This window comes from Anaeromyxobacter dehalogenans 2CP-C (assembly GCF_000013385.1).
GTDB classification, from domain to species: domain Bacteria; phylum Myxococcota; class Myxococcia; order Myxococcales; family Anaeromyxobacteraceae; genus Anaeromyxobacter; species Anaeromyxobacter dehalogenans_B.
Genome location: NC_007760.1, coordinates 4,638,793 through 4,662,280 on the forward strand (window position 1 = coordinate 4,638,793; position 23,488 = coordinate 4,662,280).

Annotated in this window: 23 protein-coding genes; 8 read left to right on the forward strand and 15 right to left on the reverse strand. The window is 75.8% G+C overall.

The genetic code is table 11. The features are described 5' to 3' along the window. Positions 1-5 precede the first annotated feature (5 nt). A complete protein-coding gene (locus tag ADEH_RS20795; RefSeq protein ID WP_232287366.1) occupies positions 6-836 on the reverse strand; it encodes an SIR2 family NAD-dependent protein deacylase in 831 nt (276 codons plus the stop codon). A 10-nt stretch (positions 837-846) separates the two neighbouring features. Beyond that, entirely contained in the window at positions 847-1,713 is an 867-nt protein-coding gene (locus ADEH_RS20800; protein ID WP_011423076.1) for a cobalamin-binding protein, read from the reverse strand. 48 nt (positions 1,714-1,761) lie between these two features. Between ADEH_RS20800 and apaG the strand changes: the two genes are divergently transcribed. Then, positions 1,762-2,139: a Co2+/Mg2+ efflux protein ApaG gene (gene apaG, locus ADEH_RS20805; protein WP_011423077.1), complete on the forward strand. Its 378-nt coding sequence runs from the start codon at positions 1,762-1,764 to the stop codon at positions 2,137-2,139. A gap of 16 nt (positions 2,140-2,155) precedes the next feature. Here apaG and ADEH_RS20810 read toward each other — a convergent pair whose 3' ends face one another. The 9 genes from ADEH_RS20810 to ADEH_RS20850 all read right to left on the reverse strand — a co-directional run bounded on the left by ADEH_RS20810 (position 2,156) and on the right by ADEH_RS20850 (position 10,014). Continuing rightward, a complete protein-coding gene (locus tag ADEH_RS20810) occupies positions 2,156-3,592 on the reverse strand; it encodes a general secretion pathway protein GspE (protein ID WP_011423078.1) in 1,437 nt (478 codons plus the stop codon). Positions 3,593-3,672: 80 nt separating this feature from the next. Further along, positions 3,673-4,149: an ExbD/TolR family protein gene (locus ADEH_RS20815; protein WP_011423079.1), complete on the reverse strand. Its 477-nt coding sequence runs from the start codon at positions 4,147-4,149 to the stop codon at positions 3,673-3,675. Between the two features lie 3 nt (positions 4,150-4,152). Then, positions 4,153-4,854, reverse strand: a complete 702-nt coding sequence (locus tag ADEH_RS20820; protein WP_011423080.1) for a MotA/TolQ/ExbB proton channel family protein — start codon at positions 4,852-4,854, stop codon at positions 4,153-4,155. A 118-nt stretch (positions 4,855-4,972) separates the two neighbouring features. Beyond that, positions 4,973-5,845: a LolA family protein gene (locus ADEH_RS20825; RefSeq protein WP_011423081.1), complete on the reverse strand. Its 873-nt coding sequence runs from the start codon at positions 5,843-5,845 to the stop codon at positions 4,973-4,975. Positions 5,846-5,854: 9 nt separating this feature from the next. Next, positions 5,855-6,745 carry a TRAP transporter TatT component family protein gene (locus ADEH_RS20830; protein ID WP_011423082.1) on the reverse strand — a complete coding sequence of 297 codons (891 nt, stop codon included), beginning with the start codon at positions 6,743-6,745 and terminating at the stop codon, positions 5,855-5,857. A 25-nt stretch (positions 6,746-6,770) separates the two neighbouring features. Continuing rightward, entirely contained in the window at positions 6,771-7,751 is a 981-nt protein-coding gene (locus ADEH_RS20835; protein ID WP_011423083.1) for a MaoC family dehydratase, read from the reverse strand. Between the two features lie 7 nt (positions 7,752-7,758). After that, positions 7,759-8,193, reverse strand: coding sequence for a MaoC family dehydratase N-terminal domain-containing protein (locus ADEH_RS20840; RefSeq protein WP_011423084.1), 435 nt, complete (start codon positions 8,191-8,193; stop codon positions 7,759-7,761). Between the two features lie 12 nt (positions 8,194-8,205). Continuing rightward, positions 8,206-9,195: an NAD(P)H-dependent amine dehydrogenase family protein gene (locus ADEH_RS20845; RefSeq protein ID WP_011423085.1), complete on the reverse strand. Its 990-nt coding sequence runs from the start codon at positions 9,193-9,195 to the stop codon at positions 8,206-8,208. Between the two features lie 213 nt (positions 9,196-9,408). Continuing rightward, positions 9,409-10,014, reverse strand: a complete 606-nt coding sequence (locus ADEH_RS20850) for a TlpA family protein disulfide reductase (protein ID WP_011423086.1) — start codon at positions 10,012-10,014, stop codon at positions 9,409-9,411. A 65-nt stretch (positions 10,015-10,079) separates the two neighbouring features. Between ADEH_RS20850 and ADEH_RS20855 the strand changes: the two genes are divergently transcribed. Together ADEH_RS20855 and ADEH_RS20860 are read left to right on the forward strand one after the other, a co-directional pair. Beyond that, the gene (locus ADEH_RS20855; protein ID WP_041453742.1) at positions 10,080-11,195 is read left to right on the forward strand and encodes a DUF4388 domain-containing protein; all 1,116 of its coding nucleotides are present in this window, start codon (positions 10,080-10,082) and stop codon (positions 11,193-11,195) included. A gap of 485 nt (positions 11,196-11,680) precedes the next feature. Further along, positions 11,681-12,751, forward strand: a complete 1,071-nt coding sequence (locus ADEH_RS20860) for an HNH endonuclease (RefSeq protein WP_011423088.1) — start codon at positions 11,681-11,683, stop codon at positions 12,749-12,751. A gap of 1 nt (position 12,752) precedes the next feature. Here the strand turns inward: ADEH_RS20860 and ADEH_RS20865 are convergent, their stop codons facing one another. From ADEH_RS20865 to ADEH_RS20880, 4 genes are all read right to left on the reverse strand, one after another. Continuing rightward, positions 12,753-14,000 carry a penicillin-binding transpeptidase domain-containing protein gene (locus ADEH_RS20865; RefSeq protein ID WP_011423089.1) on the reverse strand — a complete coding sequence of 416 codons (1,248 nt, stop codon included), beginning with the start codon at positions 13,998-14,000 and terminating at the stop codon, positions 12,753-12,755. A gap of 120 nt (positions 14,001-14,120) precedes the next feature. Then, a complete protein-coding gene (gene ppdK / locus ADEH_RS20870; RefSeq protein WP_011423090.1) occupies positions 14,121-17,009 on the reverse strand; it encodes a pyruvate, phosphate dikinase in 2,889 nt (962 codons plus the stop codon). Between the two features lie 177 nt (positions 17,010-17,186). Next, positions 17,187-18,242, reverse strand: a complete 1,056-nt coding sequence (locus ADEH_RS20875; protein WP_011423091.1) for a thiamine biosynthesis protein — start codon at positions 18,240-18,242, stop codon at positions 17,187-17,189. A 30-nt stretch (positions 18,243-18,272) separates the two neighbouring features. Further along, the gene (locus tag ADEH_RS20880) at positions 18,273-18,527 is read right to left on the reverse strand and encodes a sulfurtransferase TusA family protein (protein WP_011423092.1); all 255 of its coding nucleotides are present in this window, start codon (positions 18,525-18,527) and stop codon (positions 18,273-18,275) included. 98 nt (positions 18,528-18,625) lie between these two features. Between ADEH_RS20880 and ADEH_RS20885 the strand changes: the two genes are divergently transcribed. The 5 genes from ADEH_RS20885 (at position 18,626) to panD (ending at position 23,464) form a co-directional block, all read left to right on the forward strand. Beyond that, complete coding sequence (locus ADEH_RS20885; protein ID WP_011423093.1) at positions 18,626-19,159, forward strand: hypothetical protein; 534 nt, start codon at positions 18,626-18,628, stop codon at positions 19,157-19,159. Between the two features lie 4 nt (positions 19,160-19,163). Continuing rightward, positions 19,164-19,988, forward strand: a complete 825-nt coding sequence (locus ADEH_RS20890) for a hypothetical protein (RefSeq protein WP_011423094.1) — start codon at positions 19,164-19,166, stop codon at positions 19,986-19,988. A gap of 144 nt (positions 19,989-20,132) precedes the next feature. Beyond that, the gene (locus ADEH_RS20895; RefSeq protein ID WP_011423095.1) at positions 20,133-22,148 is read left to right on the forward strand and encodes a DsbA family protein; all 2,016 of its coding nucleotides are present in this window, start codon (positions 20,133-20,135) and stop codon (positions 22,146-22,148) included. Then, positions 22,126-22,977, forward strand: a complete 852-nt coding sequence (locus tag ADEH_RS20900; protein WP_011423096.1) for a glycosyltransferase family 25 protein — start codon at positions 22,126-22,128, stop codon at positions 22,975-22,977. The genes ADEH_RS20895 and ADEH_RS20900 overlap by 23 nt, the downstream gene beginning before the upstream one ends. A 91-nt stretch (positions 22,978-23,068) precedes the next feature. Then, positions 23,069-23,464, forward strand: a complete 396-nt coding sequence (panD, locus tag ADEH_RS20905) for an aspartate 1-decarboxylase (RefSeq protein ID WP_011423097.1) — start codon at positions 23,069-23,071, stop codon at positions 23,462-23,464. Positions 23,465-23,488: the final 24 nt, after the last annotated feature.

Consider the following 23,488-nt stretch of genomic DNA (forward strand, 5'->3'; position numbering starts at 1 on the left):
GCCCGCTACCCGGCCCCGAGCGCCGCCACGATCCCGGGGAGCCGGTCGCAGGCGCTGCCGCGCGCGAAGAAGCCGCGCTCGCACCGCGCCGCCAGCTCGGCGAACGGGTTCTCCTCGGGGTTCACGTCCACCAGCGCCGCGCCGCGGTGGAACGCGATGCGGCCGATCTGCATGGGCAGGTTGGTGGCGCCGCTCGTGCCGACCACGAGGAGCAGGTCCGCCGCCTCGGCGGCGCGGACGGCGCTGTCCATCCGGTAGTTCGCCTCGTCGTAGTACTCGTCGAACCAGAGCACGTGCGGCCGCAGCCAGCCGCCGCAGGCGGGGCAGGAGAGCTGGCTGCGCTCGCGCTCGGTGAACGGGTCGTCCTTGCGGCGCGGCGCCATCGCGGGCAGGTCGAGCAGCCCGACGCCGCACTCCGCCGCGCAGCGGACGTAGGCGGCGTCGCCGTGGATGCAGAACACGCGGCGCGAGCCCGCGCGGCGGTGGAGGCCGTCGATGTTCTGGGTGACGAGCGTGAACCGCTCGCCCAGCGCCGCCTCCAGCCGCACCAGCGCCTCGTGCCCCGCGTTCGGCCGCGCGTCGCGGCACACGCCGAACCGGTACAGGTACCAGCGCCACACCTCCTCCGGCGCGGCCTCGAACATCTCCCGCGTGGCCATCTCCTGCGGGATGTAGTTGCGGGAGCCGACCACCCAGTAGCCCTCCGCGCCGCGGAACGTGGGGATGCCGCTCTCCGCGGAGATCCCGGCGCCGGTGAGCGCCACCACGTTCCCGCGCGCCCCCCGCACCTCGGCCAGGATGCGCTCCAGCTTCGCCTCGAGCCCCGCGGTCGCCATGCCGTCCATGTTAGCCCGCGGGCGGACCCCGCAGCTCCCCCTCGCGGCGGGCGGGCAGCCGGTCGCCGCGCGCCACCGCGGCCACGATGCCGGCCAGCGCGCGCACCCCGTCGGTCAGCGCCGCCGGCCCGGGCTGGAGGATGATCGCGCTCCGCAGCTCGTAGAGCTGGTCGTCCCGCACCGCCGGGACGTCGGCCCACCCCGGCCGCGCCCGGATCACCTCGCGGCGGGCCTTCTTCCCGCACCAGCTCGCCACCACCGCCTCCGGCGCGCGCCGCGCCACCTCCTCGGGGGCGACGATCCGGCCCTTCGCCGCGTGCGAGGCGCGGGTCTCCGCGCACACGTCCTCGGCGCCCGCCAGCTCCAGCAGCTCCGAGACCCAGCGGATGCCGGCGATGAGCGGGTCCGGCCACTCCTCGAAGAACACGCGCGGGCGGCGGGGCAGCGCGGCGGCCGACTCGGCCACGCGCGCCAGGCCGCCCTCCAGCTCGGCCGCGAGCGCCTCCCCCGCCTCGCCGCGGCCGACCGCCGCGGTGACCAGCCGGAGCGTCTGGAGGATCTCGGCCACCGAGCGCTGGTTCGTGACCAGCACCGGGATCCCGCGCCGCACCAGGTCGCGCGCCACGTCCGCCTGCAGGTCGGAGAAGCCGACCACCAGGTCCGGCCGGAGCGCCGCGATCGCGTCCCCGTCGGCGGACAGGAACGCGCTCACGCGCGGCTTGCGGCGGGCCTCGGGTGGACGGACCGTGAATCCGGAGACGCCCACCACCAGGTCGCCCGCGCCGATGCGGTAGAGCGTCTCGGTGGTCTCCTCGGTGAGGCACACCACGCGGCGGGGGTGCGGCGGGGCCTGCGAGAGGAGCGCGGCGAGATCCACGTTGGGCCACCCTGGCGCGACGGCGCGCCCCGGTTATAAGGGGTGGGCGTGTCCACCGCCGTCACCGAGGGCATCGAGGTCACCGTGCGCAGCACCTTCCGGCCCGAGCGGTCCGAGCCGGGGAGGTTCCTGTTCTCGTACTCGGTGCGGGTCGTGAACCAGGGAGAGGCGCCGGCGCAGCTCGTGTCGCGCCACTGGATCATCGTGGACGCGAACGGCGAGCGCGAGGAGGTGGTGGGCGACGGCGTGGTCGGCCAGCAGCCCCACCTCGAGCCCGGCGAGCACTTCGAGTACACCAGCTTCTGCGTGCTGAAGACGCCGCACGGCTCGATGCGCGGCACCTACCGGATGGTGCGCGACGACGGGCAGGCGTTCGACGCGACCATCGCGCCGTTCCCGCTGGTGGTGCCGGGCTCGCTGAACTGACCGCGCGCGAGCGCCGTCAGCGCCGGACCAGCTCGTCCAGCAGGTCGCGCTCGGTGAGCAGCCCGCGCTTCAGGAGCGCGCGGAACAGCGCCGCCATCGCCTGCGCGGGCTTCACGATCTCCGGCTCGGCGGGCGCGCCGGCGGCGAGGCGCTCCAGCGCCGCCAGGATGGCGCGCTCGCGGTCGGTGAACGGCGACGGGCTGGGCAGCGGCGCGGGCGTGAGCGTGCCCAGCCCCTCCTGCGGGATGGCGCCGAGCAGCGCCGCCCGCGCGGCCTCCACCTCCTCGGGCTCGGGGTGATCCTCGAGCTCGAGCGAGTGGATCGGCGCGAACGGATTGGCGAGCGGGGCCGGCGCGGGCGCCGGCGCAGCGGGCGGCGGCGCCGCGACGGCCCGCGGGGACGGTGCCGGGCGCGCGGCGGCGGGCGCCGGCCCGGGGCGGCCCGGCGGCGGGGGCGCGGCCCCGGGGCGCGGGACGGGCTGCGGCGCCTGGCCGGGCCGGACGGCGCCGGCGGGCGCGGGCGGCGGCGGACGGAACGCGGGCGCGCCGGGCGAGGGCCGGGCGCCCGGGGGCGGCAGCGTGCCGGGCGCGGGGAGCGGGCGGGTCGGGCCGGCGGGGACGCGGCCGGCGGCAGCGCCGGGCGGCGGCGGCGCGGGGCGGGCGGGCGCGGTGGGCGCGGGCCCCGGGCGCGGCTGCGGGTGGGCCGCGGGGGCGGCGCCCGGAGCGGACGGGGTGGCGGCGGGAGCGGACGGGGCGGCGGCGGGACCGGGCGGCCGCGGCGCGGCGGGCGCGGCGGGCCGGGCGACGGGAGCGGGCGCGCCGTCCTGGGCGGGCGCGGCCCCGGGCGGTGGGGCGGCGCGCGGCGCCGCGGGGCGGGCGGGCCCGGCGGCGGCGCCGCTGCCGAAGAACGCCTCCAGCGCGTCCTTCGAGCCGCCGCCGAACGGATCGAGCACCGCCTCGCCGGGCGGGTCGTCCGCGTCGAGGTCGAGCGCGATCGCCTCGATGGCGTGGTCGTGCGGGTAGCGGTCCCGCACCGCGGCCGCGATCTCGCGATCCCCGCCGATGCAGACCTTCACCTTCCGCCCGGTGCGGAAGCGCAGCTCGTCCACCACCGCCAGGTTGGTGGGATCGGACATCGCCACCGCGAGCGTGCTGGTGTCGGCGCCGAGCGGGAAGACGTTGTTGCGCAGCGCGAACTCGCGGGGCACGAGGCGCAGCGCCTGCTCCAGCGCGTACGGCTCGAGCGCGTCGAGCCGGGCCACCTCGTAGCCGTACTTGCGCGACAGCGCCTGGACGATGTCCGCCTCGCCGGCGAGCTTCAGGTCCACGAGCGCCTGGCCGAGCCGGACGCCCCACTGGCGCTGGTGCCCGAGCGCGGACTGCAGCTGCGTGGCGTCGATGACGCCCGCCTCGAGCAGGAGCTCCCCGAGCCGCCTCTTCCCGATGGCGTCCATGCGCGGCGGATCCTACCTTCGCCCTGCACGGCCGGTCGAGCCCCTCGGGGCGCGCGCAACCCCGATCCGCCTACATGCGCTCAGCGGCCGCCGCCCCCGCCGGACGCGCCGTCCGCGCGGGTGGCGATGGCGAGCCGGCTCAGGCCGGCGCTGCGGGCGAGCTCCATCACCTGCACCACCCGGCCGTGCGGCACGCCCTCGTCCGCCTGCACCAGCACCACCAGCTCCGCGTTCCGCCCGGCCGCGTCGGCGAACGCCGTCGAGAGCGCGTCGTCGGCGAGCACCTTGCCGCCCACCACCGCGCGCCCGTCCGCGAGCACCGCCACCGCCAGGTCCTGCGGGATCTGCGAGGCCTCGCCCTTCCCGCCCTTCGGCAGGTTGACCTTGAAGCCGCCCTTCTCCTGGCCGGCCTCGGCGATCGCCGTGGTGGTCACCATGAAGATGATGAGGAGGACGAGGAAGATGTCGGTGAGCGGCGTGATGTTGATGTCGGCGAAGATCCCGCCGCCGACCTCGTCCTCGCCGCCGTCGCCGTTCGAGGGGCCGCCGAGCGCCATCCCTTAGCCCTCCCCGGCCGTGCGCGCCGCGGGCTCCTGCGGGCGGGCGCCGCCGGCGAGGACCTCCTTCACGATCTCGAGGTACTCCTCGGTGAGCAGGCGGAGCTGCAGCGCGAGCTTCTGCACGTGCACGTTGAGGAAGTTGAAGATCACCACCGCCTCGATGGCCACCGCGATGCCGCCGGCGGTGGTCACGAGCGCCTCGGAGATGCCGGCCGCCACCACCGTGAAGCCGCCCTGCCCGGTCGCGGCCATCTGCCGGAACGCGTGCATGATGCCGACCACGGTGCCGAACAGGCCCACGAACGGCGCGGTCGCGCCGACGGTGCCGAGGATCCACAGGTTGCGGCGGAGCTTCAGGTTCACCTGCTGGCGCTCGCGCTCCACCGCCGCGGTGATCTTCTCCGCGGTGGGCGCCGGGGTCCGGCCGCCGGGGCCCGGCCGCGGCGCCACGGCCACGAGGCCGGCCAGGAACACGTCGGCCGCCGGCGAGCCGGAGCGCTCGCACTGCGCGCGCCCGTCCTCGAGATCGCCGCGGTAGAGCGCCCGGGTGACCGCGTCGGCGAGGCTCTTCGCCCGGGCGGTGAAGCCCCAGAGCGCGATGCCGCGCTCGATGGCCACCGCGAGCGCGATGACCGAGCACGCGACGATGATCCACATCGACGCGCTGCCGGTCTTCATGATGCCGACGAGGCTGGTGTCCAAGGTGCGTCTCCGGGGTGGGGAACGGAGGGAGTCTAACCGCGGCCTCGCGCCGGCGGGGGGCTTCTCGGTCCCTCGGCGGCGAACGCCCGGGGGGCGGCGCGCATTCCCCCGCCGCCCGTCAGTCGGCCCGGCCGGGGGACCCGGGAGCGGGCGCCGGCTCGGCGCGGAACAGGTCCGGCGGCGGCGGCGCGGAGGCGGCGTCGAGCTCGACCACGCGCGCGCCGCGCGGCGGGTCCAGGCGGAACAGGGCGGGCTCGAGCGCCGGGTTCACCTCCACCTCGCGCCAGCGCAGCTCGAGCCGCACGCGCGGGCGCTCCGCGCGCAGCTTCACCTCGAAGGGGAAGCGGCCCTCGCCCGCGGGCGAGAACGCGCCGAACGCGAGGTCGTACTCGCCCGGCCCGCCGCCCTCGACCGTGCGCCACGAGCGCTCCACCGCCGCGCTCGGGCCGACCCGCAGCACCTGCGCCCGCGGGCCCGCCTCCAGCGTGAGCGCGACGTGGCCGGGCCCGGGCTCGGCGGCGGTGGGCCGGCCGTCGAGGAGCGGCGCGCCGCCGCACAGGATCCGCACCAGCTCGCCCGCGGTGAGCGGCAGCGGCACGAGGCGCGCCAGGTTCTCCGGGGTCGCCTCCCCGCGGTAGAGCACCTTGCTGCGCGCGTCGTAGAGCGAGAAGCGCCCGTCGGCCGCGACCAGCACGGCGGCCACGTTCCCGAAGAAGTCGAGCGTCTCGAGGTGCAGCCGGTCCGGCACCTCCGCCGCCAGGAACTGCGAGACGGTGCCGGACTGCCCCTGCGCGTCCACGGAGACGCGCGCCTCGCCGCGCACCGCGCGCACCCGCGCCTGCGTGGCCTGCACCTGCGCGAGCAGCGCCGCGGGGTCGAGCGACAGGTCGGGGGGCGGCACGCGCGGGCGGCACCCCGCGACGGCCAGCGCGGCGAGCGCGAGCGCGGCGAGGTGGGGCGGCGCGAGGGCGAAGCGGGGTCGCGTGGGCATCGGCGGGTCCTAGAACAGGCGGCCGGCGCGCTCCAGCAGCGCCTTCGCCCGGCGGCGCGCCACCTCGCGCTCCGGGACGCGATCGGGATCGCCGCCGTCGCCGGGCGCGAGCACCTCGCCGAGGAGCCGCTCGAACAGCGCGCGATCCTGCACCAGCACGGCGTAGGTCTCCGCCTCGGCGACGCGGGCCAGCGGCTCGGCGGGGAACAGCGTCCGGGCGCGATCGAAGTGGGCGCGCGCCGCGGCCGCGCCCCCGCCGGCCGCGACCGGGAGCGCCGCGCGCCAGGCGCCCAGGGCGCGGTGCGGGCCGGCCGCGTCCACGCGCTCGTCGAGCGCGGCCGCGCGCGACATCATGGCGAGCGTCGCGTCCTTCACCGCGAGCACCGCGGCGTAGCCGCTCGTCTGCGCCGAGCGCATCGCGCCGAGCGCGAGCCAGTAGAGCGCCTCGGCGCCGGGCGCCTCCACCCGCGCCGCGGCCGCGGCCGGATCGTCGCCGCGGTCGATGGCCTGCGCCCACGCCGGCGAGAGCGCCCGCAGCGCCCGCTCGGCCGCGCGCGCGGACGCGTCCCAGGCCGGCCGGGCGCGCGCGGGATCGTCCGCGGCCAGGCCGGCGAACGCCTCGGCGCGCGCGAGGCGCAGCTCGGGGACCGGGTCGCCGGGGCGGACCGCCGCGGCGCGCCCGTACGCGGCCACCGCCTCGGCGAGGCGGGCCGGCTCGTCGCGATCCGCGTAGGCGCGGTCGCCCTCCGCGAGCGCCTGCTCGTAGCGCTCGGCGGCGGCGCGCGCGGCGTCGGGCGAGGTGGGCGGCGGCGCCTCGGCGGCGCGCCGGCATCCCGGCCCGCCAAGGGCCACGGCGGCCGCGGCCGCCAGGGCGGCCAGGGTCGTTCGGGAGGCGTTCACGGTGCGTGGCTCCGGCGGGCGGGCGTCACCGCCGCTTCTTCCCGCCCGGCTTGCGGCCCGGGGCGCGGGCGCGCGCGCTGGCCGCCTTCTCCTTGCGGGCCGGCCGCTTCGCCGGGTGCGGCCGCGCAGGGCCCTTCCCCTTCCCCGCGGCGGGGCGCTTCGCGGCGGGGCGCGCGGCGGCGACCGGGCGCTTCGGCTTCGCCGCCGGCGGCGGCGGACGCGCGGCCGGCGCCGGGCGCGCCGCGGGCCCCGGCGGGCGCGACGGCGGCGCCGGGCGGGCGGTGGGCGCGGGCGGGCGGGCTGCCTGCGCCGGCGCTCGGGGCGGGGTGGCCGCGGGCCGGGCGGGCGCGGCGGCGGGCGGGGCTGCAGGGCGGGCGGCGGCGGGCGCGCCGGGGCGCGGCGGGGCCGGGGGCGGCGCGAGCGGGCGCGGCGGCGCCAGCGCGCGGCCGGTGACCGGGGCCGGACGCGGCGGCTGCGCGCGCGACAGCTTCGCGAGCCGGGCCTCCTCCTCCGCCGGCGTCACCACCAGCGGCGGCTGGCCGGCGCGCTGCCGGGTCTCGTCCTCGGCGCTGTAGTAGAGCTGGAACCCGGCGATGCCGCGCACCACCAGCTCGCCCCGCTGGTTCTCGGCCCAGGTCTCGATGTCCACCGCGTAGCGGCCGCCCTCCTCGAAGCGCCGGTCCACCACGCGGCCGCGGACGGTGAGCACGTCGCCGGGCCAGACGATCTTCACGAACCGCGCCTGGAACCTTCGCAGCCGCGCCCCGCGCACCCAGTCCATCACCAGCTCGCCCAGGAACCCCATGCTGAGCATGCCGGGGGCGAGCGCGCTGGGGAAGCCGGCGTTCTTCGCGTGGACCTCGTCGATGCAGAGCGGGTTCCAGTCCTCGGCCGCGCCGGCGTAGCGCGCGATCTGCAGGCGGTCCACCGGCGGCTTCACCAGGGGGGGCAGCTCGTCCCCCACCTTGACCGCCTCGAAGTAGAGCTGGCGTGCGGTGAGCGTCATCGTCTCCTCAGCGGCGCAGCAGCAGCGTCTCGCGCGACCGGAACACCACCTTGCCCTCCGGATCGCGCCCCTCGTCCTCGAGCACGAGGACGTCGGTGGGGCCGCTCGCGCCGGCGCGCTCCTGCACGTCGGCCACCCGGGTCACCACGGTGATGCGATCGCCGGCCACCAGCGGCCGGGCGTACTCGAACTGCTGCTCGCCGTGCAGCACCGAGCGCGTGCCGAGGTCGAGCGAGTGGCGGAAGCGCTCGTTGGAGGTGAGCGCCGCCGGGAACGTCGGCGGGGCGACCAGCGCCGGGAAGCCCGCGGCCCGGGCGATGGCCTCGTCCTGGTAGAGCGGGTTGGGATCGCCGAGCGCCTCGGCGAAGCGGCGGATCGCGCCGCGCTCCACCTCGTGGACCACCGGCTCGCTCTCCCTGCCGATCAGCGATCTGTCGAGCATGCGCCCTCTCGTTCACCGGCCCGCGGGCAGGTCGAGCACCGTGACGAGCCCGCGCAGCTCCGTCACCGCCACCGCCGCGTTCACCACCGCCGCGGCGGTGGCCGCGTCGCCGGGGATGCCGCCCGGCACGACCAGCCGGAGCGGCGGGTCCGCGTCCAGCTCGACCTCGTCGCGCGGGTCGTCGGCGTCCACCGCGATCGTCAGCTCGAGCCGCACCACCTCGCGCTCGTCGGCGAACACGCGCGCGACCTGGGTGAAGCCGGCCACCTGCCCGCGCCGGACCGGCACCGGGCCGCCCCGCGCGTCCTCCTCCGCGACGAGCGGCGCGAGCTCCTCGTCCACCTCGTCCACGCCGAGCCCGAGCCCGGTGGCGGCCAGCGCGGCCGACTCGGCCAGGCCGACGTGCCCGACCTCGCCGCGCTCGGCGGCCTCGTGGAACGCGTCCTCCGTCAGGCCCGCGCCGATCTTCCGCAGCAGCGCCGCGCGCCGGCGCGACGCGTCCACCACGCGCAGCCCGCGCACGTGGCGCACCGGGCCGGTGGCGTGGCCGAGCACCGCGGCCAGCCGGTCGAGCACGAAGCCCGGGTTGGCGCCGGTGCCGAGCACCGCCACGTTGCGCTGCTCGCAGAGCCGGTCGAGCGCGTCGGCGGCCTCCTCGTGGCGCAGCCACGGGTAGGCGAGCTCCTCGCACGTGGACACGACCGACAGCCCGGCGCGCACCGCGCGCTCGACGTCGGGGCGGACCGCGTCGAGCGTGCTCGCGGTCGCGAGCAGCAGCACGCCCCCCTTCGCCGCGGCGAGCGCCGCCTTCGGGTCCGCCGCGATCTTCAGGGCGGGCGCGGGGACGCCGAGCAGCTCGCCGAGCGGGCGCCCTGCCAGCGACGGGTCGGAGTCCACCGCCGCCACCAGCTCGAGGTCCGGACGGGCCAGCGCGGCGCGGGCGATCGCCCGTCCGATCTCGCCGAGGCCCATCACCACCACCGGGATGCCGCGCGCGTCCAAACGCCCCTCCGGAGGACCCGGGCGACGTGGCCTCGATCGCCGGATCTTCAAAGATTCACGGGCATTTATAGTGCACGTGATCGGGGCCTATCAAGAAATCCGGGGAGCGGGCCCCGCCGAGCCGCGCGGGGGTGCATGTGCGCGCGCAGTCACCCGGGGTGCATGGCGCACCGAGTCAAGCTGCGGGCTTTGCTGGGAAAGGACGGGGCCGGCTCAGGAGCCGATGAGCTGCTCGAGGTAGGCGCGCGCCACCGGGACCGACCACTCGCGCGGCCCGATCACCATCGAGACGAGCTTCCCGTCCTTCCCGACGATGTACGACTCCGGGAACTTGTACGAGTCCGGGCAGCCGCCCCGGGCGGCGCAGTAGTAGCGCATCGTGACCGACTGGTCGGCGTCGAGCACCACCGTGGCCCCGGCGGTGGACCCCATGTAGGGAGGCGCGGAGATGAACTCGCGCACGGGGTCCCACGCCTCGTCCACCGAGACCGCGACCATCCGGAACTTGCCCGGGTACTTCGCCTCCAGCTCGCGGCCGAGCGCCAGCATCGACGGCATCTCGGTGCGGCAGGGCGGGCACCAGGTGGCCCAGAAGTTCACGAACACCACCTGCCCCTTCGCGCTCTCGAGCGAGAAGCGGGTGCCGTCGAGCGAGATGAGCTCGATGGGCGGGGCCGGCACCGACGTGGCGCGCTCGATCCCGAAGCGATCGAGCTCGGCCTGGGAGACGGCGGGGCGGGACTCCTTGCAGGCGGCGAGCCCCACCAGCGCGACGAGCGCGGCGAGGGCGGCGGCCGGGCGGGCGGACCGGGTGCTCATGGCGGGAAGTTCTTACACGAGGGGCCGCCTTGCCGCCAGCGCGCCGCCCGGTACACACTCCGCGCGTGCGCGGCCTCATGGGCAGCTTCGCGGTGCTCCCGCTCGGCGAGCTGGTGGAGCTGCTCGCGCGGCGCGCCATGACCGGCGCGCTCACCTGCGAGCGCGGCTCGGTGCGCAAGACGCTGCAGCTCCGCGGCGGCGCGGCGGTGGCGGCCGCGTCCAACGATCCGCGCGAGTTCCTCGGCCAGCTCCTCGTCAACTACGGCCACCTCACCGAGGCGCAGCTGCAGAAGGCGTTCGAGACGCAGGAGCAGACCCGCGTCCGGCTGGGCCGGGTGCTCGTGATGGTGGGGCTGGTGGCGCCGGAGACGGTGCGCGAGGTGCTCGCCATCAAGATCCGCGAGACCTTGCTCGACGTGTTCCTGTGGGACTCGGGCGTGTTCACGTTCGACGACGCGCCGCCGGCCGCGGTGGACGAGCTCGACCCGGAGGTGCCGCTCGCCGAGATCGCGCGCGAGGCCGAGTTCCGCGCCACCGCGTGGAGCGCGTTCCGCGCGCAGTTCCCGAGCGGCGCCGCCACGCTGGTGGTGGACGAGGCGCGCGTGCCGCCGGGCCTCGCGCCCGGCACCGTGGACGGGCGGCTGCTCGCGCTGGCGCGCGCGGGGAAGACCATCGACGAGCTGGGGCTGGCGCTCAACGCCACCGACTTCCACCTGCACCAGCGGCTCTACGCGCTCGCGAACCAGGGCGTGGTCCGGGCGGCCCCGCCGCCCGCGCCCGAGCGCGGCGCCGCGGACGCCGAGCGCGAGGCGGCGGAGCTGGTGGAGCGCGCCCGCGGGCTGCTCGCCGACGGGCACGCGGACGAGGCGGAGCTCGCGGCCGCGCGGGCGGCGGAGCTGGCGCCGGGGTGGGCGCCGGCGCGCGCGGCGCGGGCCGAGGCGGAGGCGGCGCTCGGGGAGCGGCTGCAGGCGGAGCTGCTCGGGGCGACGCTCCGGCCGGCGGCGCAGGTGTCGGCGCCGGACCTCGCGCGCATGCGGCTGCCGGCGGCGGATCGGTACCTGCTGTCGCGGTGCGACGGGAAGCGCAGCGTGGCCGAGCTGGTGCGCGCGGCGCCGATGCGGGAGCTGGACGTGCTGAAGGCGCTGCGCAGGTTCGCGGATTCGGGGTTGGTGGTGCTGTGAAGGCGGGCGGATGCCGCTCGTGGTGAGGTGATGCCCGCTCGCGGTGAGCCCGTCGAACCGCGGGCGGGAGGGCTTTCCGATGCCCGCTCGTGGTGAGCTCGTCGAACCACGGGCGGGAGGCTGGGCTTTGAGGGTGCGGGGCGGTCGGGGGCGGGGTTGGATGGCCGGAGCCGGGGCCGCCGGGATCGGCTTGCGAGACGCCCGCGGGTGGGGCGCGGGGCGCGGGGGGCGCGCGGGGGTTGTCACGGTGAGTGACTAAATGCTTGCGGCCCAACGGGAACGTGTTGCGGGCTTGACGGGGGTTGCGGGCGGGGTGGCGCTCGCGAGCGGAATCGCTGGGACGCAGGGCCCTGGTGCGCTCGCAGGGCGCGGCTGAGGCGCTGAAGGACGACGCGAGGGGGCGCGGGACCCTGGGTGCGTTCGCGCGTCCGGGGCGAGTCTCGTGCGTTTTACGAAGGGCGAAATCCGCGTGCGATGCTTCGTGCATGGACATCGCAACCGAGTTCACGAAGCGTCTCGTGGAGCTGCTCCGATCCGAGCGGCATGCCATGGCGGAGTTCCTGGTCGCGCTGGCGGAGTTCGACAAGCGCGGGCTGTGGCGGGAGCGGGGGCACACGTCGCTCTTTTCGTTCCTGCGGCGCGAGCTGGGGCTCTCGGCCGGCGCGGCGCAGTACCGGAAGACGGCGGCGGAGCTGGTCCAGCGCTACCCGGCGGTGGAGGGCGCGCTCCGGGACGGCAAGCTGTGCCTGTCCTCGGTCTGCGAGCTGGCGAAGGTGGTGACCACCGAGAACTGCGCGGAGATCCTGCCGCGGTTCTACGGCCTGTCGAGCCGGGATGCGGCGGAGGTGGCTGCCTCGATCCGGCCGGTGGAGAACCCGCCACGGCGCGAGGTCGTCGTGCCGGTGCGGGCGGCCTCTGTGCCGTCGGCGGTGACGGCGCCTGCTGCGGAGCCGATTCTATTTCGGGCGCCCGAACTGAATGTACCCGGCCGAGTCGAGGTCGCGGCTCCTGAAGAACTCGCTCGCAGTGAGCCTGTCGAACTGCGAGCGGGTTCGCCTGCCGCCAGGCCCAGCTCCGTGGACTGGCTCGACGGCGACCAGGCCCGAATGCACCTCACCGTCTCCAAGGCGTTCCTGAAAAAGCTCGACGCGGCCCGGAATGCGCTCTCACATTCCATGCCCGACGCCTCCCGCGAGGACGTCCTCGAGGCGGCGCTCGACCTGCTCCTCGACGACCGTGCGCGGCGCAAGGGGCTCACGGCTCGGCCGCAGATGAAGGTTCGGCCTTCCAAGCCGAACCACATCCCTGCCCGCGTTCGCCGCGAGGTCTGGGCCCGCGACGGCGGGCGGTGCACCTTCGTCCTCGCGTCGGGGGAGCGCTGCGGGTCCACGCACCGGCTCGAGCTCGATCACGTCGTCCCGCTCGCGCGCGGCGGGGCCTCGACCGCCGACAACCTTCGCATCCGCTGTCGCGGCCACAACCTAGAGGAAGCCCGGCGGGCCCTCGGCGACGCGGTGGTGGACGCCTACGCGGGCGGCTGGCGCCGGCCCGGGTGACTCAGGGCGCGGGGGCCTTCGCGGTCCGCAGGCCGGGGGCGTCGGCGCTGGCGACGCGGTTCGAGAAGTACGCCTCGAGCGCCTCGCGGGCGACGGCGGTCGCGCGGGTGCGCCACTTCTGGCCGTTCACCACCAGCGTCGCGACGGCGACCTCGGGGCGGTCCATGGGCGCGTAGCCGACGAACCAGGAGTAGTCGCGGTACGGCGAGGGGTCGGTCAGCGACCCGGTCTTGCCGGCGACCTCCACCCCGCGGAGCGAGCCGGGGCCGCCGCGGCGGAACACCTTCCGGGCGGTCCCCTCGGTCACGGTGCTGCGCATCGCGTCGGCGAGCGCGCCGGCGACCTGCTCGTCGATCACGCGCCACGGGGCGGGGGGCACGGGCGGCGTGGCGCCGTCGGCCTCCTCCACCAGCGACGGCGGGACGAAGACGCCGCCGTTCGCGACGGTGGCGGCGAGGAGCGCGGCGTGCAGCGGCGACAGCCGAACGGGGCCGAAGCCGGCGGCGGTGTTGGCGAGCTGGAAGGGATCGTCGGGGATGGGCGCGGGCGAGACGTCCACGGGCAGCGCGAAGGGGATGGGCTCGCCGAACAGGAACCGGCCGGCGGCGGTGCGCAGCTCGGCGGCCCCGAGGTCGCGGCCGGCGAGCTTCGCGAACACCACGTTGGCGCTGTGGCCGAGCGCGGAGGTGAGGCTCATGCAGCGGCTGTCGCGGCGCGGGTCGTCGGCGAGGAGCTTCGGCTGCAGGCGGCGCTTGCCGCCGTGGTAGCAGACCTCGTCGTCGGGGCGGACGCCGCGCTCGAGCAGCGCGGCGGCGGTCACGATCTTGAAGATGCTGGCGGCGGGCGCCATGGCGGTGCGCGCGAGCCCCTTGCGCGCCGGCTCGGCCTCGGAGTGCTCGGCCATCGCGAGCACGCGGCCGGTGGCGGGCTCGATGAGGACGGTCACCCCCCAGGGCACGGCGTTCGACGCGAGCGTGCGCTCGAGGCGCGCCTGCAGCCGCGGCTCGATCGTCAGCACCGCCCGCCCCTGCCCGAGCGGCGCGACCCATCGGCCCAGCGCGGCGTCGTAGCGGGGCTCCCCGAGCGGCGGTGGGCGCTCGGCGGGGGCCGGGGTGGACGTAGGAGTCCCGGCCGCGGCGCTCGCCGCCGGGGCCGCCGCGTGGGCGGGCTCGGGGCGCGGGGCGGCCAGTCCCGCGAGCACGAGCGCGCTCGCGGGGAGGAGCCAGACGGAGAGCTTGGAGTGCTTCATCGGACCGGAGGCGGGAGTCGTGCGCAGTGTGCCCCACGCGGCCGCCCGCGTCAAAATACGGAGCGTGCGTCCGGCATCCACCGCCTCGCCCGGGCACGCTCCCCGATCCGATGTCCTCCGCTACGCGCGCGCCCGCGGGCGCCGCCCGGCGCCCTTGCGCGCACGCGGGACGGCGATCGCGGCGTTCCGCGCGCGCCGCGCCGGCGCCTTCGCGGCGCGCGCGGGCTTCGCCTTCCCGTTCCGCACCCGCTTCGCGCTCCCGGCGGGCGCCACCTTCTTCTCCTGCGCGCGCTCGCGGAGCGCCGCCTGCGCCGCGGCGAGCCGCGCGATGGGGAGCCGGTAGGGCGAGCAGGAGACGTAGTCGAGCCCGATGCGGTGGCAGAACTCCACCGAGGCGGGATCGCCGCCGTGCTCGCCGCAGATGCCGAGCTTCAGGCCGGGCCGGGTGGCCCGCCCGCCGGCGACCGCGATCTTCATGAGCGCGCCCACGCCGTCCTGGTCCACCGAGACGAACGGATCGACGGGCAGGATCTCCTTCGCGAGGTACGTCTGCAGCACCGGGCCGGTGTCGTCGCGCGACAGGCCGAACGTGGTCTGCGTGAGGTCGTTCGTGCCGAAGGAGAAGAACTCGGCGGTGCGCGCGATCTCGGCGGCGGTGAGCGCGCCGCGCGGCACCTCGATCATCGTCCCCACGAGGTAGCGCACCTTGCGGCCGCGCCGCGCGAACACGTCGTCGGCCACCCGCCGCACCACGCCGGCCTGGTCGTCCAGCTCCTTCACCGAGGCGACGAGCGGGATCATCACCTCGGGCTCGACCTTCACGCCCTGCTCGGCGGCGTCGCAGGCCGCCTCGAAGATGGCGCGCACCTGCATCTCGGTGATCTCGGGGTGGCTGATGCCGAGCCGGCAGCCGCGGTGGCCGAGCATGGGGTTCGACTCGACCAGGTCCGCGATCTGCGCCCGGATCTCCTCGACGGTGCGCCCGGTGTCGCGCGCCAGCTGCGCGACGCCCTGCTCCTCGTGCGGGAGGAACTCGTGCAGCGGCGGATCCAGCGTCCGGATGGTGACGGGCCGCCCCGCCATCTCCAGGAACAGCCCGCGGAAGTCCTCGCGCTGCACCGGCAGCAGCTTCGCGAGCGCCTTGCGTCGGTCCTCGTGCGTCTCGGCCACGATCATCTCGCGCATCGGGCCGATCTTCCCCTCGCCGAAGAACATGTGCTCGGTGCGGCACAGGCCGATGCCCTGCGCGCCGAACGCGACCGCCACGCGCGCCTGGTCCGGCTGGTCGGCGTTCGTCCGCACCTTCAGGCGCCGGGCGGCGTCGGCCCAGGAGAGCAGCTTCGCGAAGCGCTGGTACGTCGGCGCGTCCTTCGGCTCGACGCTGCGCTCCACCAGCACCGCCATCACCTCCGACGGGCGCGTGTCGAGGCGGCCCTCGATCACCTCGCCGGCGGTGCCGTCGATGGAGAGCCAGTCGCCCTCCTTCAGCACCTTCGGGCCGCCGGCGGTCTCCACCGTCATGGTGCGCGCGTGGTAGTCGAACTCGAGCGCGCCGCAGCCCACGATCGCGACCTTGCCCATCTGCCGCGCCACCAGCGCCGCGTGCGAGGTCATGCCGCCGAACGCGGTGAGGAAGCCCTCGGCGGCGGCCATGCCGCGGATGTCCTCCGGGCTGGTCTCGTGGCGGGCCAGGATCACCGGCTCGCCGCGCGCGTGCCACGCCGCCGCGTCCTGCGCGAAGAACACCAGCTTGCCGCTGGCGGCGCCCGGGCCGGCCGGGAGCCCCTTCGCCAGCCCCCGCCCGCCCTTCGCCGCCGCCGCCTTCGCCTCGGCGTCGAACACCGGGCGGAGCAGCTGGTTGAGCGCCTCCGGCTCGACCCGCAGCACCGCCTCGTCGCGCCCGATGAGCCGCTCCTCGGCCATCTCCACCGCGATCCGCACCGCCGCGAGGCCGGTGCGCTTCCCGTTGCGCGTCTGCAGGAGGTAGAGCCGCCCGCGCTCGATGGTGAACTCGATGTCCTGCATGTCGCGGTAGTGGCGCTCGAGCGTCTCGCGCGCGGCCTCCAGCTGCTGCGCCACCTCCGGCCAGCGCTCCTTCAGCTCGGAGATCTTCTGCGGCGTCCGGGTGCCCGCGACCACGTCCTCGCCCTGCGCGTTCACCAGGAACTCGCCGTAGAACTCGTCCTCGCCGGTGGCGGGGTTGCGGGTGAACGCGACGCCGGTGCCGGAGTCGTCGCCCATGTTCCCGAACACCATCGACTGGACCGAGACCGCGGTGCCCCACTCGGCCGGGATGCCGTTCAGCTGCCGGTACGCGATGGCCCGGTCGTTGTTCCAGGAGCGGAAGACCGCGCCGATGGCGGCGAGGAGCTGCTCGTGGGGCGCCTCCGGGAACTCGACGCCCTTGCGCCGCCGGATCTCCGCCTTGAACTCGGCCACCAGCTCGCGCAGCGCCTCGACCGGCAGGTCCTTGTCATGCTTCACGCCGTGCGCGTGCTTCTTCGCGTCGAGGATCACCTCGAACGGATCGCGGTCCTCCTTGCGCTCGGGCTTGAGGCCCAGCACCACGTCCCCGAACATCGCCACGAAGCGGCGGTAGCTGTCCCACGCGAAGCGCGGGTTCGAGGCGCGCGCCGCCAGCCCCTCCACGGTGGCGTCGTTCAGCCCGAGGTTGAGCACCGTGTCCATCATCCCGGGCATGGAGGCGCGGGCGCCGGAGCGGACCGAGACGAGCAGCGGGTCGGACGGGTCGCCGAAGCCCTTGCCGGTGAGCGCCTCCACCTTGCGCAGGGCCGCCTTCAGCTCGGGCTCGAGCGCCTTCGGCAGCTTCTGGCCGGCCTTGTAGTACTCGGCGCAGACGTCGGTGGTGATGGTGAAGCCGGGCGGCACCGGGATGCCGATGTTCGACATCTCCGCCAGCCCGGCGCCCTTGCCGCCGAGCAGGTCCTTCATGTCCTTGTTCCCCTCGGCCTTGCCGCCGCCGAAGGCGTAGATGCGCTTCGCCGCCATGCGTCACCTCGAGATGGGAGAATCTCGACTGCGCCCGGAAAACGCAGCCGCGGAGCCACCATGCTCGATCGGAACGGCGCGCGGGACAACCCGGTGCTTCGCGGGACGCCCCGACGCGGCGGTGGGGCGTTGACCGGGGTCAACGCCCGGTGCGGGCGTGCGGTCGCGCGCGCGACCCTATATCCGCATCGCCTCGACGCGCGCCTCGTCGTGCTCGGGCTCGACCTCGTAGGTCTCGACCAGGTTGCCCTCGCGCCACTCCACCACCACGCGCCCCGCGTCCTTGCCCTTCCCGTAGCGCGCCACGATGCGCGCGGCGAGCTGGCGCTCCTCCCAGGTCGGCACGCCCTCGACCAGGGCCACCGGCCCGAGCACGTCCCGCGCCTCCACCCGGGCGCGCCCGTCCACGTGGTGCTCGAGCAGCGCGTTCTCCACCTCGGTGCGCCCGACGATGAGCTTCGCGCGCGGGGAGAGCCGGAAGTGGCGGCCGGTGGAGAGCAGCACCACGTCCTCGCGCTCCAGCTTGCGCGCCTCGCCCCGCGCCTCGCGCGCGTCGAGCACGTCGAAGAACTTCCGCGAGAACGCCTCGTCGGTCAGGTAGCAGCACCCGCCCGCCGGCTGCGGCCACTCCGAGATCCCCAGCTCCTCGGCGAGCGCCATCTGCCGGGTGCGGCCGCGGCCGCTGATGTCGAGCAGGCGCTCGCGATCGACGATCCCCTCCTTCTCCGGGATGGTCGGGGGCAGGAGCTTCGCCGAGAGCGGGCGGAGCAGGCGGCCGTCGAGCCCGCTCTCGCGCTCGATGATGCGGAGCGTGTCGCGGCGCTGGCTCTTGGGGCGCTGGCCGAGCACCTCGCCGGTGAAGATGAAGTCGGCGCCCTCCGCCTCCATGATCTCCTTCGCCTTGCGCATCATGAACACGCGGCAGTCCACGCACGGGTTGGCGTTCGCGCCGTAGCCCCAGCGCGGGTTCACGAGCATGTCGAAGTAGCCCGGGCCGGAGATGTCCACGTACTCGATGTCCACCTCGAGGTCGGCGGCGGCGCGGAGCGCCTCGTTCTGCGGGACGGTGCCGTCGGGGCGCCCGCCCTTCCGGCGCTGCGTCTCGGTGATGCAGAAGCCGGTGTAGAAGTTCACCGCCTTCACCTCGATGCCCTGCCCGCGCACGAGCGCCAGCGCCAGCGTCGAGTCGAGCCCGCCGGAGATCAGTGCGATCGCCTTGCCCTGCTTCTTCATGTCGCCTTCCAGGCCCGGCCGGGCCGCCGTTCAGCGGGCGCGCTTTCGCACGAAGCTCTTCCAGGCCCCGCCGTCCTGGAACGTCCCGAGGTGCTCGTTCCGCGTCGCCTTGCACCACATCGGCATGTCGAGCGCGATGCCGGGGTCGGTGGCGATGACGAGCAGCACCGCCCCCGCGTCCATCGCCTTCACCGCCTTCGCGGTCTCGACGATCGGGAACGGGCACAGGCGCCCCGAGGTGTCGAGGGTGCGCGCGGGCGCGGGCATCTGTGCGGTGAGCGCCATGCGCGTCTCCCTTTAGCCGCTCGCGCCGGCCGCGGCAACGGGCGGTCCGGCCGGGCGCTTCCTTGAGCCCGGCGCGATCGGGGGGTAGCTTGTCCGCCATGCGCACATCCACCGTCCGCAGCCCGCGCGCCGCCGCCGCGCGCGCGCCGTTCGCGATCGCGCTCGCGCTCGCGTGCGCCCTCCCCGCCGCGGCCGCCGCCGCGGAGCCCGGGCCGGGCCCGTCCGGCTTCTCCGTCCTCGCCTCGCTGGGCGGCGGCGGCGAGCTCGGCCTCGACCACGGCCAGGCCGGCGTCATGGAGATCGAGGCGGTGCCGGGCGTGGAGCTGGCCGGGACCGGCCTGCGCCTCGAGGCGGGCGTGACCCTCGGCCTCGAGCCCGACACCCACTTCGGCTTCCGGCCCGGCGCGCGCTACCAGCTCCCGCGCCTCCCGTTCCAGGTCCGCGTCGCCTTCGACGCCTCCAACTCGCGCGGCGACGGGATGCGCTGGCGCTGGCTGCTGGTCGGCCTCTCCACCGAGGTCCGGCTCACCGGCGCGTTCGGGCTGTTCGCCGAGGCCGACACCGGGGCGCCGCTCGCCGGCCGCTACGGCCTGCCGCTGCTCGTGCGCGGCGGCGCCAGCTTCCGCTTCTAGCCCGATGCGATCCCTCGCCTCCGCGGCGCTCGTCCTTGCCGCCCTGGCCGCCGCGCCCGCCGCCGCCCAGCCGCTCCCCGCGCCCGGGGACGTGGACGGCTGGGCCGTCGGGCTCTCGACCGGCGTCGCCGGGCGCTTCGGCGGGTTCGAGATCGACCGCGGGGAGCACAACCCGCCGTTCCTGATCCTGGTCGGCGCCCGCGCCGAGGGCTGGTTCCCGGGCCGGCTCTCGCAGGCGGTGCGGCTGCGCGCGCGCGTGCTCGCCGGCGGCGAGGACCGCATCTTCGTGCCCTCCGACGGCGAGCTGGAGGCGGCCTGGGCGATCGGCTACCCCGAGTTCCGCTTCGTGCTCGCCCGCGCCGAGGCCGCGCGCGCGCCGGGGCTCGCGCTCCAGTCGCTCGTCCAGCTCGGCACGCTCCCGTCGGTGGAAGGGAACGTGACGGTGGGCTACCAGGCGCGCCTCGATTACCTGGCCGCACCGGTGGAGATGGTGCATGTGCGCTATCTCGGGCGCGCGCACCTGCCCGGCGCCGGCGGGACCACCGAGTCGGAGCAGGTGCACGCGGCGAGCGCCGCCCGGCTCCGCTACACGGTGGAGTACCCGGCCGGCCCGATCCTCTCGGCGCAGGCCGAGCTGGTGAAGCTGTGGGAGAAGGCGGATCTGTACGCCGCCGCCGAGGGTTCGGCCGGCTGGGCGGCGTTCGGGCGGGCGGTCGTGTTCGAGGCGGTGGCGCGCTGGCAGGGGTTCACGCGGCGCGCGCCGGCGCCGGAGGATCGGCGGACCGACGGTGAGGTGCAGCTGCTGGCGGTGGCGCGGATCGGCCTCTAGGGGGCCCCACACCCGGGGCGGGGAATTCGCGGGAAGGTCCGGTGTTCGGCCTGGCGTCGCGGCGAGGAGCCGGCGCGTTGTCCACCTGGGGCGATCCTGATATCTGCGGTGGCTCTGACTTTGGCTGGAAGGGAGACGGGACACATGAAGCACGTGAGCTGGGTGGTCGCGCTCGTCATCGGGTTCGCGATCGGGTTCGTCGGGCGCGGCTCGTGGGACATGGGCGGCAGGCCCTCCCGGGCGCCCGCGGGCGCGCCGACGCGCGCGCGTCCGGTCGAGGACCCGAAGGCCGTCTACCGGGTGCCCGCCGACGACTCGCCGGTGCGCGGCCCGGCCGACGCGCTCGTCACGATCGTCGAGTCGTCCGACTTCCAGTGCCCGTACTGCAAGCGCGGCGCGGCGACCATGAAGCAGGTCGAGGACGCGTACCGCGGCAAGGTGCGCTTCGTCTTCAAGCACAACCCGCTCTCGTTCCACCCGCAGGCGATGCCGGCCGCGCTCGCCGCCGAGGAGGCGCGGGCGCAGGGCGGCGACGAGAAGTTCTGGGCGCTGCACGACAAGCTGTTCGACTCGGCCCCCGCGCTCGACCAGGCCGCCATCGAGAAGGCCGCCGGCGAGCTCGGCCTCGACGTCGCCAAGGTCCGCGAGGCGATGCAGTCCGGCACGCACCGCGCCCGCATCGAGCGCGACCAGAAGCTGGTGGTCGGCCTGGGCGCCCCCGCCACCCCGACGTTCTTCGTGAACGGCCGCAAGATCGCCGGCGCGCAGCCCATCGAGGCGTTCCGCACGGTCATCGACGAGGAGCTCCGCAAGGCCGAGCAGCTCGTCCGGTCCGGCACGCCGGCCGCGCAGGTGTACGCGAAGACCATCGAGCGCGGCGCGACCGCCCCGGTGTTCCTGCCCGGCACCGTGCCGCCCCCGGCCGCCGCCGCGCCGTCGGCCGCCGCCCCGGCCCCGGCCGCCCCCGCGGCCCCGCCGCCCGCCACCTACGCGAAGGTCCCGCTGCGCGCCGACGACCCGGCCCGCGGCCCGGCCGACGCGAAGCTGACGGTGGTGCTGTTCTCCGACTTCCAGTGCCCGTTCTGCTCCCGCGTCGAGCCCACCCTGAAGCAGCTCGAGGAGGCGTACCCGGGCCAGGTGCGGATCGTGTGGAAGCACCAGCCGCTCTCCTTCCACCCGAACGCGCTGCCGGCGGCCATCGCGGCCGAGGCGGCCCGCGACCAGGGCAAGTTCTGGCCGATGCACGAGAAGCTGTTCGCGAACCAGCAGGCGCTCTCGCCGGCGACCTACGAGCAGTACGCGAAGGAGCTCGGGCTCGACCTGCGCAAGTTCCAGGCGGCGGTGGCGGCGCGCAAGGGCGCCGACCGGATCGCGGCCGACCAGCAGCTCGCGAACGGCGTGGGCGCGAACGGCACGCCGACCATGTTCTTCAACTGCCGCCAGGTGGTGGGCGCGCTCCCGCTCGAGCGCATGCGGCCCATCGTCGAGGAGGAGCTGAAGAAGGCCGACGCGCTGCTCAAGGGCGGCAAGGCGGGCCCGGGCTTCTACGAGCAGGCCTGCCAGGCCAACCTGGCGCTGAAGCCGGCCGCGCCGCAGCAGGGCGCGGTGATCCCGGCGGCGCTGCCCGCCGGCCAGCCGGTGCAGGGCCTCGCCGTCCGCGCCGACGACCCGACCCGCGGCAACCCGAAGGCGCCGGTCACGATCGTGCTGTTCTCCGACTTCCAGTGCCCGTTCTGCGCGCGCGTCGAGCCGACGCTCGCGCAGGTGCAGAAGACCTACGGCGACAAGGTCCGGGTGGTCTGGAAGCACCAGCCGCTCGGCATGCACCCGAACGCCATGCCCGCGGCCGAGGCGGCCGAGGCGGCCCGCGAGCAGGGCAAGTTCTGGCAGATGCACGAGAAGCTGTTCGCGAGCCAGCGCGAGCTGTCCGACGCGCTCTACGAGCGCGCCGCGCGCGAGATCGGCCTCGACGTGGCGCGGTTCGACGCGGCCCGCCGCTCGGGCCGGGGCCGCGCCCGCATCGCGGAGGACCAGGCGCTGGCCGCCCGCATCGGCGCGCAGGCCACGCCGACCATGTTCGTGAACGGCGTGAAGGTCGAAGGCGCGGTGCCGTTCGAGCAGATCCGCGCGGTCGTCGATGCCGAGCTCGCCCGCCGCTAGCGGAGCCGCCGGGCCGGCGACGCCCGCCGCGGGCGCGCCGGCCCCCGCCCTGGCGCCGGACGTCGCGGCCGCCTGGGACGCGCTCCACCGCACGTTCGACCGGATCTTCGTGGTCACGGTCGAGCGCGCGGTCGAGCGGCAGGAGCGCGTGCGCGCGCGGCTCGCCGGGCTCGACTACCGCTTCCACCAGGGGATGGACAAGCGGCTGCTCGACCCCGCGCGCCTCGCCGCCGAGGGCTACGACGCGGCCGCCGACCGGCGCGCGGCGCGCCACTCGAAGCCCATGTCGCAGGGGCAGATCGCCTGCGCCGTCTCCCACCTGCAGGTCTACCGGGCCGCCGTCGAGAACGGCTGGCAGCGGGTGCTCGTGTTCGAGGACGACGTCGTGCCGCGCGGCCCCGATCTGGCGCTCCTGCCCGAGGCGCTCCGGCAGCTCCCCGAGGACTGGGAGCTCGCGTACCTGGGCTGGTCCAACTTCGAGCGGGTGACGCTCCGCCACCGCGCCAAGCAGGCCGCCTACCTGGTGGGCGCGTCGCTGCGCCTCATGAAGTGGACCCCCGCGCAGATCCTCCGGTTCCACCCGCGCCCGTTCAGCGAGCACCTCCGGGCGGCGGGGCTGCACCACTGCACCCACGCCTACGCGTTCACGCTCGGTGCCGCGCGCAAGCTGGTCGAGGCGCAGCGCCCGCTGGCGCGCAACGCCGACCAGCTGCTCATCCACATGGTGCTCTCCGGGAAGCTCCGCGCCTTCGTCACGGTTCCCAAGTTCTTCGACCAGGAGGACGGCACCGGGGCGGACGCGGCCTACTCCTTCGTGTTCCACGACTGAACCGGGTCCCGCTCCGCCGTGCGGGGGACCGGACGGCGGGCGGCGGGTGTTGCGCGAACCGACCCGACCATGTAAGAAAACGAGTCCTGCCATGCGTCGGACCTTCTTCAAGGCGAAGATCCACCGTGCGACCGTGACGCACGCGGATCTCGAGTACGAGGGCTCGGTCTCCATCGACGAGGACCTGCTCGAGGCCGCGGGCATCTGGGAGTACGAGGCCGTTCACGTGTGGAACATCACCCGCGGCACCCGGTTGCAGACGTACGCGATCAAGGGTGAGCGCGGCTCCGGCATCATCTGCATCAACGGCGCGGCCGCGCACCTCAACCGCCCCGGCGACATGGTGATCCTCGCCACGTTCGCCGAGCTGGAAGAGGCCGAGGCCCGCGACTTCAAGCCCACCGTGGTCCTCGTAGACCGCCAGAACAAGATCGTGGCCAAGGACGCCGTCGAGGTGCCCGGCCCGGCACGCAGGGTGACGGCATGACGGTGCGTCTTTGGCAAGTCCGCT